Raw genomic sequence first — 2,857 nt, forward strand, 5'->3', positions numbered from 1 at the left:
TAGTCGGCAGTACTCATCTACAAATCGGATTGTGGGTTGAGCAGATCTCGCAACTGACATACTTGCTTTCAAACAGTAGTATCTATTTTTATTCTAAATACTCTCTGCTTAGAGTGATAAAAGAGGGGTAAAGCATTTTATTTAAAAATAAGATAGTTGGACTACTATATTGGTTTGTAGTAGGAGAAATAATCATGTTTTCAGTAAAAAAACTAACAATTGCCTCACTCGGAACCGTTGCAATCGGCATAGGAAGCGTTGCACCCGTCGCCGCAGCTTCTTTGTATCAAATTACTGGTTTAGATTTTCTGCCTTCAGATATTAACGATAGCGCTCAGGTAGTAGGACAGCAATACTTGTGGGAAGCTGGCAATGTCATAGATATAACTACCCTTCCTGGCGCTAACAATAGCAATATTTTTGCTACATCTATCAATAATAATGGTGCGATCGTTGGTGGCGGCTTAACCGTAAATGCTTCTACAGCCCAGCAAACAATTATACCCAATCAAGCCTTCATCTCGGATGGCAGTATAATTTCTGACTTACCCCGTAATTACTTCTGCACCAATTTTTGTCCTCCTATTAGTGCTGAAGACATCAACGATTCAGGGACAATAGCGCTAATTTATGATGGTCGCCTTGGCTTAGTCCAAGAAAGTAACGGGACAGTAACTGAGGCAATATTTCCTAGAGGAATTTTTAATATTGCTATCAACAATCAAGCTCAAGTAGTTGGTACTGGTGTATTTAGTGGTGGTTTTGTTAATGGTGTATTTTCTGGAAATGGCAACCAGACTAATCTTATTGCAGCCTCAGCCAACCCTAACAGTTCTTTTCCACCATCTGCATCTTTTGCAAACGATATTGACGATTCAGGCAACATCGTTGGTAGATCAGTTGTATTAAATCCATCTTCACGATTTGAGGAGGCTACTTTATGGCAAAACGTTGCTCAACCTGGAGTTAGCTTAGGGACACTAGGTGGCGCGGTTAGTGAGGCACTAGGGATTAATAACTCGCAGCAGATAGTTGGTTTCTCTACCCTCTTTGATGGCTCAACAAGACACGCTTTTTTGTGGGAAGATGACGAACTAACTGACCTCAATAGCCTCATAGACTCAGAATTGGGATGGGAGCTAACTTCGGCATTTGAGATTAATAATAATGGAGATATTATTGGTGTTGGTACTTTCAACGGCGTACAGCGCGGCTTTGTCGCTACATCGGTACCAGAACCAACTTCTATTTTAGGAGTATTGAGTTTAGGCATATTTGGTCTTGGTGGTTGGCTAAAACGCAAGCAAAGTAAAACTAGACTTCGTGGCATTATTAGGTAAAAGGGGAAGGGTTAAAGGTTCTTACCTTTGCCCTTTCGCCAATGCGAAGTCTTCTGCAATATTATCTTGTCACCCAGGGATAATTCATTCTAGAAGTAAAAATAGCTTGTCGATATCATGGGCAAGAAATCGTTCAGCCTTGGTCAGAGAGTCATAACCACCGAAACGAGCAAGATTGATCGCAATATTGCGGATAATAGACCAATTGGTGGCAGCACTGTAGTTACTGAAGGGAGCCGCATCTTCACCAAAAATTACATCTTTCACCCAATGTAAGCGGTTTTCAATTCGCCAATGCTGACGAATACCAAGCGCGAAAGTAGTAGCCTTTGAGACTAAGGAGCTAATGTAATAATTGGTCTGTAAATGGGTGTGACCTCAATATGATATAGTTACAGAGAGATAGGGAAACCATATTGGTTGAGCTTATTCCAAAATTGGCTCCAACGGGTCGGAGTCAAAACCAAAGTTCTTAAACTAAGTACCACTGCTGCACCAGTCTCTTTCCATCGCATCCCAGAACAGCATAAGCGTTGCTTAATTACGGTTTTACAGGCGGCAACAGTTCCACCAGACCCAATGGGATAGTGTTGTTCACTATAAAAAGCGTAGTTCATTTGATGAAGATGGTTATGAAAATAGGTAACAGCCGCAGCCAAGTTATCTTGAATAGCTTTTGGGTGTTCTTGGGACACCGATAGTTCAAGCATCTGTTGGTAGAGTTGTGTTGCAGCGCCATGGTCATGTTTAAGAGCGTGGCAACTTTGCGAGTGCCATTGTAACTGAAGCGTTAAGTCTTTGGGGTGCAGCGCAACAGCCACAAAACAAAGATAGCCAGTGGCATGATAGAAATCAAGTACCTGTTCGCTGGTATGAGGAGTGAGAAATTGCCAGTTGGAAGCCGCCCCATCGGCAATGCCAACATAAGTCGCTTGAGGATAACCAGCTTTGGTACGCTGGATTTCTCGCTCTAGCCGTTCTAGAAACTGGGCTTTGCCATATTCGGGTGTTGCACCAATATAAATTGTATGTTGCCTTTCGCCTTCTGCGTCATAGAGGCTGACGGTTCCTACCGTCGCCTCTCGCCATCCACTTTCACACAACAGCATACAGGTTCCATCTAAGCCAATGGCAACGCTGTTAATCGGAGCGTCCATTTTGGGCGGGACATAATTCCAACTTTCTTCTTTCGCTTCAATGATGCTTGCTACCGCTTCGCACAGTCGCTGGATGTAGGAAACCGCTACTGGACGGCAATGATTTTCGGCTAAGTCTCGTTGCACGTCGCGAGCAGAACCATAAGCCAGTTTTGAGGACACCTGTTTTGCAAACAAGGGGGTGGAGGTGATGATAATTCTACCCTCTCGCTCCAAGGGACAATAGGTTTTACCCCCAGGGATAATTCATTCTAGAAGTAAAAATAGCTTGCCGATGTCATGGGCAAGAAATCGTTCTGCCTTGGTCAGAGAATCATAGCCACTGAAACGAGCAAGATTGATGGCGATATTGCGGATAAT

The 2,857-nt window shown here is 43.3% G+C and carries 2 protein-coding genes and 1 pseudogene; 1 reads left to right on the forward strand and 2 read right to left on the reverse strand.

Annotation, left to right across the window (positions count from 1 at the left end; genetic code table 11):
- Nucleotides 1-194 precede the first annotated feature (194 nt).
- Nucleotides 195-1,340 (forward strand): PEP-CTERM sorting domain-containing protein, encoded by a 1,146-nt coding sequence (locus AC2VE5_RS25410; protein WP_486890366.1) that lies wholly within the window; start codon nt 195-197, stop codon nt 1,338-1,340.
- 84 nt (nt 1,341-1,424) lie between these two features.
- On the opposite strand, the pseudogene AC2VE5_RS25415 reads toward AC2VE5_RS25410, so the two are convergent.
- Both AC2VE5_RS25415 and AC2VE5_RS25420 read right to left on the reverse strand, forming a co-directional pair.
- Nucleotides 1,425-1,703, reverse strand: a pseudogene (locus AC2VE5_RS25415) (ISAs1 family transposase); the annotation flags it as partial.
- 29 nt (nt 1,704-1,732) lie between these two features.
- Nucleotides 1,733-2,659 carry an ISKra4 family transposase gene (locus AC2VE5_RS25420; protein WP_486890367.1) on the reverse strand — a complete coding sequence of 309 codons (927 nt, stop codon included), beginning with the start codon at nt 2,657-2,659 and terminating at the stop codon, nt 1,733-1,735.
- Between the last annotated feature and the right edge of the window lie 198 nt (nt 2,660-2,857).

The organism is Aliterella sp. E5.1, assembly GCF_057473825.1.